Annotated in this window: 11 protein-coding genes; 8 read left to right on the top strand and 3 right to left on the bottom strand. The window is 46.0% G+C overall.

Annotated elements, in window-relative coordinates:
* The first annotated feature begins 36 nt into the window (after positions 1-36).
* Positions 37-948, top strand: a complete 912-nt coding sequence (locus tag C9I98_RS00235) for a DMT family transporter (protein ID WP_107271418.1) — start codon at positions 37-39, stop codon at positions 946-948.
* 428 nt (positions 949-1,376) lie between these two features.
* Entirely contained in the window at positions 1,377-2,228 is an 852-nt protein-coding gene (locus tag C9I98_RS00230; protein WP_107271417.1) for a GGDEF domain-containing protein, read from the top strand.
* A gap of 124 nt (positions 2,229-2,352) precedes the next feature.
* On the opposite strand, the gene C9I98_RS00225 is transcribed toward C9I98_RS00230, so the two are convergent.
* A complete protein-coding gene (locus C9I98_RS00225) occupies positions 2,353-3,159 on the bottom strand; it encodes an IclR family transcriptional regulator (protein ID WP_107271416.1) in 807 nt (268 codons plus the stop codon).
* 211 nt (positions 3,160-3,370) lie between these two features.
* On the opposite strand from C9I98_RS00225, the gene pta reads away from it, so the two are divergent.
* Together pta and C9I98_RS00215 are read left to right on the top strand one after the other, a co-directional pair.
* The gene (gene pta / locus C9I98_RS00220; protein ID WP_036820385.1) at positions 3,371-4,414 is read left to right on the top strand and encodes a phosphate acetyltransferase; all 1,044 of its coding nucleotides are present in this window, start codon (positions 3,371-3,373) and stop codon (positions 4,412-4,414) included.
* 11 nt (positions 4,415-4,425) lie between these two features.
* Positions 4,426-5,187 carry a sulfite exporter TauE/SafE family protein gene (locus C9I98_RS00215; RefSeq protein WP_036820388.1) on the top strand — a complete coding sequence of 254 codons (762 nt, stop codon included), beginning with the start codon at positions 4,426-4,428 and terminating at the stop codon, positions 5,185-5,187.
* Here C9I98_RS00215 and C9I98_RS00210 read toward each other — a convergent pair.
* Both C9I98_RS00210 and C9I98_RS00205 read right to left on the bottom strand, forming a co-directional pair.
* Positions 5,184-6,908: a cobaltochelatase CobT-related protein gene (locus tag C9I98_RS00210; protein ID WP_036820391.1), complete on the bottom strand. Its 1,725-nt coding sequence runs from the start codon at positions 6,906-6,908 to the stop codon at positions 5,184-5,186. The genes C9I98_RS00215 and C9I98_RS00210 overlap by 4 nt on opposite strands.
* Entirely contained in the window at positions 6,905-7,894 is a 990-nt protein-coding gene (locus tag C9I98_RS00205) for an AAA family ATPase (RefSeq protein ID WP_107271415.1), read from the bottom strand. Before C9I98_RS00205 ends, C9I98_RS00210 begins: the two co-directional genes overlap by 4 nt.
* 266 nt (positions 7,895-8,160) lie before the next feature.
* Here C9I98_RS00205 and xsc point away from each other — a divergent pair, with 266 nt between their 5' ends.
* The 4 genes from xsc to C9I98_RS00185 all read left to right on the top strand — a co-directional run bounded on the left by xsc (position 8,161) and on the right by C9I98_RS00185 (position 12,992).
* Positions 8,161-9,972, top strand: a complete 1,812-nt coding sequence (gene xsc / locus C9I98_RS00200; RefSeq protein ID WP_036824208.1) for a sulfoacetaldehyde acetyltransferase — start codon at positions 8,161-8,163, stop codon at positions 9,970-9,972.
* Positions 9,973-10,095: 123 nt separating this feature from the next.
* Complete coding sequence (locus C9I98_RS00195) at positions 10,096-11,163, top strand: YeiH family protein (RefSeq protein ID WP_107271414.1); 1,068 nt, start codon at positions 10,096-10,098, stop codon at positions 11,161-11,163.
* A 103-nt stretch (positions 11,164-11,266) separates the two neighbouring features.
* A complete protein-coding gene (locus tag C9I98_RS00190; protein WP_081879132.1) occupies positions 11,267-12,178 on the top strand; it encodes an FRG domain-containing protein in 912 nt (303 codons plus the stop codon).
* A 397-nt stretch (positions 12,179-12,575) separates the two neighbouring features.
* Positions 12,576-12,992: a nuclear transport factor 2 family protein gene (locus tag C9I98_RS00185; RefSeq protein WP_036831004.1), complete on the top strand. Its 417-nt coding sequence runs from the start codon at positions 12,576-12,578 to the stop codon at positions 12,990-12,992.
* The last annotated feature ends 40 nt before the right edge of the window (positions 12,993-13,032 follow it).

Below are 13,032 nucleotides of genomic sequence, written 5' to 3'. Positions count from 1 at the left end.
TTGTCATACAATACCCGCACTTTTTATAGGAACACCATGAAACTAGAGCGACGTGCCGATTTTATATTGGTAGCCACCACCATGCTTGCAGCTGCCGGTTGGATTTTTTCCAAGGAGGCGATACAAGGCTTACCAGCATTTGGTTTTGTTGGTTTGCGGTTCCTTCTAGCGTCGCTGTTACTATTGCCATTTTGCTTTCGCAGTATTCGCCAAGTAAAAAACAGCGATATGGTCAAGGCTATGGGGGTCGGGTGTATTCTTGCAACTGCGCTCTTGGTGTGGATCTATGCCATTTCAATTAGCGATACGCTAGGAGAGGGGGCGTTCATCATGAGCCTCTCCATGCTGTTTGTCCCGTTAGTGGCATGGCCGCTGTTTAAGCAAGCTCCATCACGCTTGTTTTGGATTTCGTTGCCTATTGCTATCGCTGGGCTATTGATGCTGTCATTGGGGGGCGGGAATGGATGGCAAGCGTCTGCCAGCCAGGTATGGTTTTTAGCATCCGCTGTTTTGCTGGCAGTCCATTTTAACTTCAATGGCAAATATGCCCGTCGTATTCCCACCTTGTTATTAACGTGCTTACAGCTGTTTGTCACAGGCTCCATGGGCTTAATTGCCTCCCTACTATTTGAGACCCGACCGGAATCGGTAGGCAGTGATATTTGGATGTGGTTCTTCCTCAGTGTGGTGGTCGCAACCAGTATCCGCTACGTAATGCAAACATCAGGTCAGAAGCATTCAACGGCCGCGAATGCCGCCATTATCATGTTATTAGAACCCGTGTGGACGGTGGTACTCAGTGTGTTGTGGTACGGTGAGGAGATGCCAGCCCACAAGGTGCTTGGTTGTCTGATGATTTTGTTTTCACTATTGATATACCGTGGCAGTGGCTTAGTGGTCGGCAAGTTCAAACAGTACAGAAAATCGCGGATGGAAAGGTTGCTGTAATAGGCCGTGTTGGAAAGTTTGTTATACAGATAAATAATAAAAAGTACCAAGAAAGCATTTGTTTATTTCGGCAAATGCTTTTTTATTAGATAACTGCTTTTTATTTCTATGCTAAATATAAGTCGGTATTGTATTTGCAAATTTTATTTAACTATCTGTGTAGGCTTTTTAATGTACAACTATGTCTAATTGTCATAACAAAATTTGACTCATATACCTAATAGGTGGCTATTTAACTATACAAAGAGGGGTAAGGTGTTTATTCTTAATTGAGTAAGCTAACTCGTTTTAGTGATTGCTGGTATTACCTATATATAAGATAAGTCTTAATCATATAGGTATTATTAATAAAAGTATAAATCGCTCAACATATTATCAGCATGAATGGTTGGTAGCCCAAAAGGAAGAAGTTTGATAGTGGTGGTTGAATGATATATATAGATACAGATAACTATCAGAAGAATGAAATAGTTAATTTAATATCCGAAAGCTTTCCAGGCTTTTTCACCGTTAGAAAGATGAGCGGTGAGCATGTTGCTTATAATCAAATCTATAAAAGCTTTTTCCCTTTTGAAGTCATGGGAAAGACCCTTAAGGATATCTCAGAGTTAGTTGACGATAGCGATGTGATTGATTTGCTGATCCAGTGTCAGCATAATGACGAGCAGCTTTTTGAAAGCGAAGAGTCCATTCTTGTCTTGATTGAGTCAATGGGCTCAAGCTATTTTGAGTCAGTTAGGTACTTTCTTGAAATCGATAATCAACCGCACGTTGCTTTGATGGCTTGGGATATCACCGACCGGGTGAAGGTTGAGAAGAAACTTAAGTTTCAACTCGAACGTGATGGTTTAACGGGAGCATTAAACAAACACGCATTGCTGATGCGTACCTACCAAGAAAATCAAACTATTGCTTATTTAGATCTCGATAATTTTAAGCAGGTTAATGATCACTTCGGGCATAGTGTTGGTGATGAAGTCTTAATTCTCTTTACTCAGTATATGCAGCAAGCATTAAGTCGACACGACTGTGTTTATCGGATAGGTGGCGATGAATTTGTCATTGTTTTTGACTGTGCATCAATTCAACAAGCAGAGAATATTCTGGTAGAAGCCCGATCGTATGTTGAGCGGAGTGAAAGGTTCAAAGGTGTTTCATTTAGCTTTGGCTTGGATGCAATGAGTAACCATGCAGATTTTGATGCATCATTAAAAAACGCCGATGTAAAACTCTACCAACAGAAAAGAATGCGTAAGATGAATACATTAGCTGTGTCATGAGTTTATCCGATTTGTAGCAGCAAGTGACTTTAAATCTTCGATATAAAAATCCGCGTGTAATAACGCGGATTTATATATACCCAAGCTACTTCAAGATGCAGTAACTTGGGTATATGACCACTCATTATTTCGGCCAGCTTTCTTCTTCAATTTTTGCCAAGGCAGCAGCGGCGCGTTGCAAGGCTGGAAGGAAGTGCAAAGCTTGTTCTGGCTTTAAGCGCATAATTGGCGCTTGGATAGCGATACCCAAGTTCGAACGGCCGTTTTTAGCTGGCACCAAAACTGCGACACAGAATAAACCTGGTAGGAATTCCTCATTATCAATGGCATAGCCATTGGCTTTGACGAGGGCTAGCTCTTCTTCAAGTGCCTCGAAGTCGATAATGGTTTTTTTCGTATACTGGGTGAGGGGCACATTGTTTAACAGGCGGCGGCGTTGTGATGGGCTCATATTCGCCAAAAAGAGTTTTCCTGTAGCAGAGCAGTGGACTGGTACTCGTGATCCTGGATGCAGGTAAAAACGCAGCGGGGCTTCGGTCTCGACTCGGTCGACATAAATGATCTCGCCACCCGATAGTGCGGTTAAGTTACAGCTTTCGCCCACCTCTTCTTTTAGCTGAGTCAGTACAGTGTGCCTAGCACTGTGCGTGGTGCTATTGAGCAAGAGCTTCTCTGCGAGGTTACGCAAACGTACGCCTGAGCTGTAGTGGCGGTCATCGCCATCACGCTGGATAATGCCTGCATTCTCGAGTTGTTGGAGCATGCGGTGCAAGGTAGGCTTTGGTAATCCGGTTTCTTCAACTAGCCCCTGTAGGGAGAAAAATTCGTCTTTCTCTGCAATTACTTCGAGCAAAGAGAAAAGGCGAAGCGTTGGGGTATCCCCTTCAATACGGGTAGGCTCTGTGTTTTTCACTATTTCTGCAATTGTCATATCTGTTTGATTCCTTTCAACATAATATTATCAACTTAATACTATACCCAAGTCATCTCGAACTCACTTATGTCCATTGATTATATCATTTATTTGAATCTGCGTTGACGATTTGCGATATAGTGATTAATATTTGCACATGTATCATTAAATGGAATTATTTGTCTCATTATTTGTTGTTTGTATTGTGAGGCCGATTAAGGCAGGCAGAATGAAAGCAATTAATAGAATCATAGAGCAAGCAAAGAAACACCCTAAACGCATTGTATTGTGCGAAGCCGAAGACAAGCGGGTATTGCTTGCTGCACAAAAAGTGGCTGCGCAAGGATTGGCGGAAATCATACTGGTTGGCGATGCGCAAAGGATCAAAAGGGATCTAGAGCAAATGGCGATGCCACTCGATGGTATTGAGCTTATCGACCCCAGAATGTCGCCTCACACACAAGGTTTTGCTGATGCTTTATATGAGCTACGTGCGAAGAAGGGAATGACATTATCGCAAGCAGAGCAGGAGGTACTTAAGCCGCTCTGCTTTGCTAATATGCTGGTGAGGCAGGGGAGAGCGGATGGCTCAGTTGCAGGTGCTGTTCACACCACTGGCGATGTTGTCAGGAATGCGATTCAGGTCATCGGTATGAGCCCAAACAGCGAGCTGGTGTCGAGCTTTTTCTTGATGATGTTATGCCAGCCTTTTCATCACCTTAAAGGCGGCATGATCTTCTCGGACTGCGGCCTAGTGGTGGATCCCAATGCTAAGCAGCTCGCCAATATTGCGCTATCGGCTGCTGAAAGCGCGAAAAGTTTGTTGATGGAAGAGCCGAAAGTGGCCATGTTGTCTTTTTCAACCAATGGTAGCGCGAAGCATATGGCGGTTGATAAAGTAGTCGAGGCATCCGAATACGTTAAGCAGCAGCAACCGAACTTGGCCATTGATAATGATGTACAGCTTGATGCGGCAATTGTGGCTGAGATCGCCCAGAAAAAACTGCCGAATTCCAAGGTAAAAGGGCAATCGAACGTGCTGATTTTCCCAAACCTGGAAGCGGGAAACATTGGCTACAAACTGGCTGAACGTGTTGGCGGTGCTATCGCCATTGGCCCACTCCTGCAAGGATTAGCCAAACCAGCCAATGATTTGTCACGAGGATGTAGTGTTGAGGATATATACCATGTTATTGCTGTGACAGTGGTACAAGCACAACAAGCGGCCAAGCTTGAACAGCACCAGCCAAAAGAAGTATTCATTCAAACGTAAGGACGCAAAACGTGGCAATAGAAAACCTTTTCCTGTTGCTCGCCGTGATAATGGTGGGCACCTACTTTCAGACCGTCACCGGATTTGGTTTGGGGATCATTGCCATTGGGGCAGCGACGGCTTTTGAGTTGACCACGGTGGCGATTATGGCCGCCGTGGTCAGCCTTGTGACATTGGCAAATTGCGCATTTGCTTTGCCGGGTGCGACGAGAAAGCTGGATTGGAAGGCGGTGAGGGCGGTGGTCATCGGGGTATTGCCTGGTGTTGTGGTTGGGGTCATGCTGCTGGAGTTTCTTAGCTACTCTGCCGCCAGTGCATTGCAGTGTTTGGTCGGGATTATGATCGTTTATAGTGGCGTTAATTTCATGCTCCGTCCGGCGCAGCAGTCAGAGCGTTCAGGGGATACCAGCTTCTTTGTGAGTGGTTTTGGTTCAGGGTTAACGGGTGGCCTGTTTGGCATGGCTGGGCCTCCGTTGGTTTATCAGTTTTATCGCCAGCCGTTTGATATCGGTATTATTCGTAACATGCTGCTGGTGGTATTTGCCTGCACTTCGGCATCACGCAGTATGTTTATTGGTGTGCAAGGGCAATTGAGTCAGGAAATTTTGATATTAACGGCTGTCGCATTGCCAGTAGTGACAATCACGACGTTTTTAGGTCGACGGTTTCCGCCTCCGTTCAGCGCAACAACCATGCGACGGGCGGTATTTAGCCTGTTGATGGTTATTGGCGTCTATCTCATTGTCACAGCTATCATGGGCATGGTGGCTTAGTATCGAGCCCGAGATGCCAATAATCTGATTATGTCGTTAATGTGCACTTGGCTAACAAGCTTATCGGCATCAAGGGCAAGGTTGTAACGGTAGTAGGGGCTGAGATCCAGCCCTACGCCCAGCCCGTAAATTTCGACTTGGTCTTGGTACTGGCTGACGACTTCTTTTAGGTGGTTATCCAAATAGTATTTATCGTTGGTCAGGTTGGTTGCGGTGTCCATCGGGCAACCGTCAGAGATGACAAAAAGAATGCGCCTCTGTTCACTTCGCTGGATAAGCCGCTTGCATGCCCAATCGACTGCTTCACCATCTATCCCTTCCTTAAACAAATCAGCTTTCAACAGCGCGGCGATATCTTTGCGGGCATGGCGCCAGTGACGATCAGCTTCTTTGAATATAAGGTGGCAACGCTCGTTTAGCCTACCGGGAAAACGTGGACGCCGTTGTTTTAGCCAGTCGCCATGTGCTTTGCCGCCATTCCAGCTGTTGGTGGTAAATCCCAACACTTCGCTATCAATATTGGCCATGCCCAGTGCTTTAACCATAGTGTCTATTAACATCGCGATTTGGTTCACGTGCTCACGCATCGAGCCGGAGCAATCAATGAGAAAACTCACCGTGCTGTTGGGCGAGGGGCGATACTGCTCTTGGCAAAATAGTCGCCTCTCGTTGGGTGAGCTAAGCAGCTGGCTCAACCGCCGGCCGTCAATGTAACCCTCTTCTTCACCGTATTGCAAGCCATCTCGCTGGGGCTGGTATAAACAATTTGCTAGCTGGCGGGAAAGTTGCCTTACGTTGATCCCTTGGTGCTGTAGTTGGCTATCTAGTTGCTCTCTTAGCTGTGTGAGCAATGCTTGACGAACTAATTTGGCAGCATGTACCTCGCGGTCGTATGCCGTGGTAAAAATCTGGTAGCGACTATGGTTTTCACGGTAAGCGTGGCTTACGCCGGTGGCTGCAGTGGCTATGGATTCATTCGCTGGGTTCTCGAAGTCAAGGAGCAATGAAAACGATGAGATGATCTTTTTGGTTTCATTCTCTTCGGTTTCATCTTTGGTTTTTTGCTCAGCTTCAATCATGCCATCAATAATGGCAGCAAGAGAAAGCGCATATTGGGCATATTGGCTTTGGTGCTGTCGGTGTCTTCGCAGCCCAGCCAATTCCGAACCAATGATAGGTACGATGCCAGCTCGTGTTGCTTCGATAAAGTCTTCAATATGGGGGGAAACAGGTATTGCGTTTAACCTGGAACGGCTGATTTGTACCACGGTGAACAACAGGTTTCCGAGATGGGTATCTGCCATTCCCGAGTGATAGAACGCCATCGCCCATGAGTCGAAATTGGCTTCGATATTGGTTTTCATGCCGAGCAAAGTGGTTGAGGGATGGGCGGCATAACTTTCGCATCTCAGTTGTTCCAGTATTTCAAAGATTAAACGTGCTATTGGTGCTTGCGGGCACAGTTGGCGATGTAATTCTGGATCTGAATAGCGCAGACGCAGCGAGATCGCATCAGCTTTACCTCGCTGAATAATAAAATCAGTTGCTGCTATCGAGGCTGCTTCTTGCTCTCTAAGATGGGGAGCATGAACCGGTACTATCTCGTTTTTTATATAGAGGTGATCCCCACGATAATGCAATTTTTGCTCATTACTTAATGCCCTGAGTGTAGAAACGCAAAGTTCTCGGCGCTTTTGATGTTCACGCTTGAGCGGCTTCATTCGGTTGCTCCTACTTTCGTTTGTACTAACCAAGACTCATTAAGTTCTTCGTTAAAGCAGCGTTGGTAGTATTCCGCGACGAGAGGGCGTTCATATTCATCGCATTTATTGAGGAAGGACAGCCGGAAGGCGAGGGCCGGGTTATTGAAGATCTCGCAGTTCTCAGCCCAAGTAATCACGGTACGGGGGGACATTAGGGTAGAGAGATCGCCAGCAGCAAAGCCTTTGCGGGTAAGATCGGCCAATGTGACCATACGTTCGATTAATACCCTACCGTTCTCGGTATCTTTGCTGGGCACGCGTGATAAAACGATGGCGGCTTCTTCGTGGGCTTCTAGGTAGTTGAGTGTGGCAATGATATTCCAGCGATCCATTTGGGCATGGTTTAGAGATTGCGTGCCGTGGTAGAGGCCAGAGAGGTTGCCAAGGCCAATGGTATTGGCGGTGGCAAATAGCCTAAATGCTGGGTGAGGCTGGATCACCTTGTTCTGATCAAGCAAAGTAAACTTGCCATCTCGCTCCAGTATTCGCTGGATCACGAACATAACGTCCGGGCGGCCTGCGTCATATTCGTCGAATATTAACGCCACCGGGCGTTGCAGAGCCCACGGTACAATGCCTTCTTGAAATTCAGTCACCTGCTTACCATCGCGAACGACAATGGCATCTTTGCCGACGAGATCAAGGCGGCTTAAATGCCCGTCAAGGTTGACTCGTACACAGGGCCAATTCAGCCGGGCGGCGACTTGTTCTATGTGGGTGGATTTACCGGTACCGTGCATACCTTGGATCATTGTCCGGCGGTCTTGGGCAAAGCCCGCGAGTATGGCAAGGGTCACTTCAGGGTTAAATCGGTACGCATGATCAATTTCTGGAACATGATCATCTCGGTAGCTAAAGGCAGGCACTTGGAGATCGGTATCGATACCAAATAACTGCCTTACGGATACCATTTTATCGGGTCCGCTCATCATTTTATCCGCCATTCCTTCTCTTCCTTTCTTAGCAAGGTTCCATTTTGAGCTGTCTTTTTGCTCAAGATTTATTCATTTTTTGTCATTTTGTACAAAACGGAAACGCCAAAATGGTAAAAATGCCACACTGATATCACTTTTCGGAATAATTTGTATCGAATATTGATTTTTGTTTGACGTATAAAATTCGACCGACTAGGGTTTAATTGAATTTAGGAAATCGAGACGAAATATTCCATTTAATGGATGCGTCATCCATCACCAAGGAGATACAGAGAATGAGCGAACTAGATGCACGTACTGTAGTAAGTGGCCCAACGAAAATGACCCCTTCAGAAGCCTTTGTTGAAACCATGGTTGCGAATGGCGTAACCGATATGTTCGGCATTATGGGGTCTGCATTTATGGATGCGATGGATATCTTCGCGCCGGCAGGCATCCGACTTATTCCAGTCGTACATGAGCAGGGCGCAGCCCATATGGCAGATGGATACTCGCGAGTATCTGGTAACCACGGCGTTGTGATCGGGCAAAACGGACCGGGTATCAGTAACTGTGTGACAGCCATTGCAGCGGCTTACTGGGCACACAGCCCGGTTGTCATTGTTACGCCTGAAACGGGTACGAATACAATGGGCTTGGGGGGCTTCCAAGAATGTAACCAGCTGCCGATGTTCCAAGAATTTACCAAGTACCAAGGACACGTTACTCACCCATCACGTATGGCTGAATACACTGGTCGTTGTTTCGATCGTGCCATGAGTGAGATGGGCCCAACCCAGCTGAACATCCCTCGTGACTATTTTTATGGCGAAGTGACTTGTGAAATCCCTAAACCAGCTCGGTTGGATCGCGGACCAGGTGGTGATCAGAGCTTGAATGATGCGGTTGAATTGCTAGCTGAAGCTAAATTCCCTGTCATTATTTCCGGTGGCGGCGTGGTCATGGGTGATGCCGTAGAAGAGTGTAAGGCACTGGCAGAGCGTCTTGGCGCGCCAGTTGTGAATAGCTACCTTCATAATGACTCTTTCCCTGCTAGTCACCCTTTGTGGTGTGGTCCACTTGGCTATCAAGGATCAAAAGCGGCAATGAAGTTGATTTCTCAAGCTGATGTCGTCATTGCACTGGGTTCTCGCTTGGGTCCATTCGGTACACTACCGCAGCATGGTATGGAGTATTGGCCTAAAGATGCCAAGATTATCCAAATTGATGCTGACCACAAGATGCTGGGCCTAGTGAAGAAGATTTCAGTTGGTATTTGCGGTGATGCGAAAGCGTCGGCGGTGGCATTAACCGAGCGACTAGAAGGTCGCAGCCTATCTTGTGACGCTACGAAAGATGAGCGCTTTAACAAGGTACAGGCTGAAAAAGAAATCTGGGAAAAAGAGCTGGATGAGTGGACGCACGAACGCGATCAATTCAGCTTGGATATGATTGAGCAAAATGCGCAGGAAAAACCGTTCTCAGGTGGTGAATACCTACACCCTCGCCAAGTGCTTCGTGAGCTTGAAAAAGCGATGCCGGAAGATGTCATGGTCTCAACGGACATTGGTAATATTAACTCGATTGCCAATAGCTACCTACGCTTTGAAAAACCACGCAGCTTCTTTGCCGCAATGAGCTTTGGTAACTGTGGCTATGCGTTCCCAACCATTATTGGTGCGAAAGCAGCGGCACCTCATCGCCCGGCCATCTCGTATGCGGGTGACGGTGCATGGGGCATGAGCTTGATGGAAACCATGACCTGTGTGCGCCACAACATCCCGGTGACTGCTGTGGTGTTCCATAACCGCCAGTGGGGAGCAGAGAAGAAGAACCAGGTCGATTTCTACAACCGTCGCTTTGTTGCGGGTGAGTTGGACAACCAGAGCTTCGCTGAGATTGCACGTGCGATGGGAGCTGAGGGTATTACTGTCGACCGCTTGGAAGATGTAGGTCCAACCTTGCAGAAAGCGATTGATATGCAGATGAACGAAGGTAAGACAACAGTCATCGAAGTCATGTGTACCCAAGAGTTGGGCGACCCGTTCCGCCGCGATGCACTGTCTAAGCCTGTTCGTCACTTAGATAAGTACAAAGATTACGTTTAATTTCGTAGCTAACTCTACGTAACCCACTTAGCCTGACCAGTATTGGTCAGGCTACCTAAGCACCCAAAAATTGATTGTACTACTTATTAACAACCTAGGGTGTAAGCCAAGCGAGGGATGGCTATGACTACGCGTACGTCGAAGATCAGCTCGTCGAAAATAAAACACTCAAATGATTCAAAGCCTATTTTTAATGAGGCGAAAAAATGGCTACCGGGCTTTTTACTTTGTAGTGTCATTGCAGCAGCAGCCTCATTTGTTTCGGCGCAATATGGCGGGCCAACATTTCTGTATGCGTTATTAATCGGGATCGCTTTTCATTTCTTATCAGACAATCATAAATGCATTCCTGGTATTGAAATGTCAGCAAAGAAATTAGTCAGAATAGGGGTGGCTTTATTAGGAGTAAGAATTGCAATTAGTGATGTGAATGCCATTGGAGCGGCTGGTGTTGTTGCCTTAGCAGGGGCGGTGATATTAACCATTAGCTTTAGTTTGTTATTAGCTCGACTATTAAAGCTGCCTTCCATGCTTGGGATTTTGTCTGGCGGTGCTACGGGAATATGCGGTATTTCAGCGGCAATGGCTATCTCATCAACCTTGCCCCAGAACCGGGAAAATGAACACTATACATTGTTAACTGCCATTGGGGTGGCGAGTTTTTCAACTGTAGCCATGGTGCTATACCCATTAGTGGTGACGGTGTTAGGGTTGAACACCTTTGAGGCCGGATTGTTCCTCGGGGGCTCTATTCATGACGTTGCCCAGGTCGTAGGGGCGGGGTTCATGGTGTCATCGGAAGTCGGCGATGCAGCAACGTTGTCGAAGATGTTCAGGGTGGCGATGCTGATGCCTGTGGTGGTTTTCTTCGCCTTTACATTTCGCTCAGCCCGTGAAGCTGGCAGTGATAAGGCGGCCGCGAAACAACCGTTAGTGCCACTGTTTTTGGTTGTATTCATCTTGCTGGTGGTGATTAACAGTATTGGCCTTATTCCAACGGAGGTTGTTACCTTTAGCTCAGATCTTTCTAAGTGGTGTTTGGTGATTTCTATTGCCGCACTAGGAGTGAAGACGTCATTTGAAAAATTATCAGAATTAGGCTGGAAGCCAATCATTCTTTTAATGGGCAACGCGGTATTTATTGCCGCTTATATGTTAGCCGTTGTGTTCATGTGGCGTTTTATTAGTTAGTTATCCAGTAAGTCGAATAACCATCACTATTAATGGCAGCGCAATCGTATTTTATTTTGCTGTGCCATTGAATATATGCTTACACATATTAGCCGGGGGAAGTATGAATTCTTTACCATATATAGGCTCGTTAACAAAGTATCTTACGTTGATTGATGAAATCAGCCAAGGCGATGAATTGGTCTTGTTTAGAGGCCAACCAAATAAAAGAAAGTCGTTACTACCATCTATTGCGCGGGAAAGTGAATATATCAGCACGATCGCGAAAGAAAAGGATATGCTCGACTGTCTTTATCGCTTGGGCCGAAACAAGCTTGAAACAGAGAGAGTGGACTATTGGCATTTATTGTCTGAAGCCCACCACCATGGTTTGAAAACACGCCTGCTGGACTGGAGTAGTAACCCATTGGTGGCTTTGTGGTTTGCTTGCCAAACGCCGGGCAACCATCCTCATGTCTATATTTTGAAAGCTGGCGGTCGACAAGTTGATAACTTTTCCTCTGACCCGTTTGAATTTAGTGAAACCAAAGTGTTCCAGCCTCCTGTCATACACCCAAGGGTCAAGGCGCAAAGTGGTTGGTATAGCATTCACCCTTCCGTTACCGATTCGGGCAATAAAGAGCGCTTCACGCCGTTTGAGCACGAGATTGCCAGTAGTGATGAAGTGTATGAAATTCCCATCCTGCCCGAGATGAAAGAGCAGTTGCTGATTGACCTCAATAAGTGCGGAGTGAATGAACGCCTCATTTATCCAGACTTGACGGGCTTATGTTTACACATCAATAAGCTATTCGAGCAGCCATCGACCTTGAGTTCCAGTGAGGACAACCCATCCAACGATGGGGTTGGTGAGGACAATGAGGCTTTGCTGGCGTCTAACTTGGTTGAATACCACCATACGCCTTCTTCTTCGGTGTTGGCGAATGAGTCATTGCAGCAATTAAATCAACGCGAAATCAATGGTGGTTTGCAGCAGTACCGCCATACCTATACCGATGATTTTGACTTTGATTAAACTCTGAAGCAATTTATTGGAATAATTCGTTTCATTAAGTGGAAATTATATTGACCAAACAATAGGTCGAGACTAAAGTTAAGTTAAATATTTGTTAATGAAATGGTGGGTTCGAGAATTTATCAGCCAGCGTACACATAAGCCAACCTTGACGGTTAGCTCGTAGCGAATAGCGATAAGTTCCATCGTAACCGTAACCTGGGAAGGTTTCATCTGAATTTTCAAATATAGGCGAATAAGATTGCTGATTTGGGATGAAATAGTATCAATGTCTCGTTTATCAATAAGTCTCATTGACGTGTTATTTACAGGAATATAACTTAACCAAAATTTAACATTTGAGTTTCGTAGTTGGTTGATAGGTCTTAGTAATACTTACTTTTAAAAGGATAGAAAAATGAATACTCAGTCTGTTGAAAACACTCAAAATGAAGTCAATGTCGAATTTTTACAGGCCTTCAATGATGCGTGGAACAACCATGACATTGATGCATTGATGAGTTTTGTCACAGATGACTGTGTTTTTCACACAGTAGCGGGGCCGGAACTCCAAGGTAGTACTATTTCTGGTCGCGATGCGGTTCGAGATAGCTTTCAGCAAGTATGGAAAAACTTCCCGGATGCAGCTTGGCTTGATGGTGAACATTTTATTAGTGGTGATCGTGCCGTCTCTGAATCCACCTTCAGCGCTACAAAGCCTGACGGCAGTAAAATAGAAGCTCGTATGGTGGATGTCTTCACACTTAAAGGCGGCAAAATCCAAGTGAAAAATGCGTTCCGCAAAGATCGCCCAGCCTTTTTTGAATCTAACTAAAGCACCTGAGTAGAGACTGAACTTAAGACGTTGACACGAA

It is taken from the genome of Photobacterium sanctipauli (genome assembly GCF_003026495.1).
Taxonomy (GTDB): Bacteria; Pseudomonadota; Gammaproteobacteria; order Enterobacterales; family Vibrionaceae; genus Photobacterium; species Photobacterium sanctipauli.
Note: the sequence above shows the minus strand (reverse complement) of the source record. Positions and strands in the feature narration are given on the sequence as shown.

Excerpts from the sequence above, each read along its gene's own strand:
- C9I98_RS00235 (WP_107271418.1), top strand. The coding sequence starts at position 37 with ATGAAACTAGAGCGACGTGCCGATTTTATATTGGTAGCCACCACCATG.
- C9I98_RS00230 (WP_107271417.1), top strand. The coding sequence starts at position 1,377 with ATGATATATATAGATACAGATAACTATCAGAAGAATGAAATAGTTAAT.
- C9I98_RS00225 (WP_107271416.1), bottom strand. The coding sequence starts at position 3,159 with ATGACAATTGCAGAAATAGTGAAAAACACAGAGCCTACCCGTATTGAA.
- pta (WP_036820385.1), top strand. The coding sequence starts at position 3,371 with ATGAAAGCAATTAATAGAATCATAGAGCAAGCAAAGAAACACCCTAAA.
- C9I98_RS00210 (WP_036820391.1), bottom strand. The coding sequence starts at position 6,908 with ATGAAGCCGCTCAAGCGTGAACATCAAAAGCGCCGAGAACTTTGCGTT.
- C9I98_RS00205 (WP_107271415.1), bottom strand. The coding sequence starts at position 7,894 with ATGGCGGATAAAATGATGAGCGGACCCGATAAAATGGTATCCGTAAGG.
- xsc (WP_036824208.1), top strand. The coding sequence starts at position 8,161 with ATGAGCGAACTAGATGCACGTACTGTAGTAAGTGGCCCAACGAAAATG.
- C9I98_RS00195 (WP_107271414.1), top strand. The coding sequence starts at position 10,096 with ATGACTACGCGTACGTCGAAGATCAGCTCGTCGAAAATAAAACACTCA.
- C9I98_RS00190 (WP_081879132.1), top strand. The coding sequence starts at position 11,267 with ATGAATTCTTTACCATATATAGGCTCGTTAACAAAGTATCTTACGTTG.
- C9I98_RS00185 (WP_036831004.1), top strand. The coding sequence starts at position 12,576 with ATGAATACTCAGTCTGTTGAAAACACTCAAAATGAAGTCAATGTCGAA.